Below are 254 nucleotides of genomic sequence, written 5' to 3'. Positions count from 1 at the left end.
TTTCATCTGTAGAAAAAGATTTTAATTTATTTTAGTATAAACAAAAAAGCGGTGCAATAGCACCGCTTTTTAAAAATATATAAACCCTAACTATTAATGAAATGCAACCCATGCAGTACCATCATAACCTTCAAACTTACTTGTGGTAGTATTGAAACGAATAGTACCAGCTGTAGGTGTAGCAGCACTTGTTGAACCAATTTTAATAGCACCGTTTACTTCTAGTTTTTCTGTTGGAGTTGTTGTACCGATAC

The organism is Flavobacterium sp., assembly GCF_003525665.1.
Classification (GTDB): Bacteria; Bacteroidota; Bacteroidia; order Flavobacteriales; family Flavobacteriaceae; genus Flavobacterium.
Note: the sequence above shows the minus strand (reverse complement) of the source record.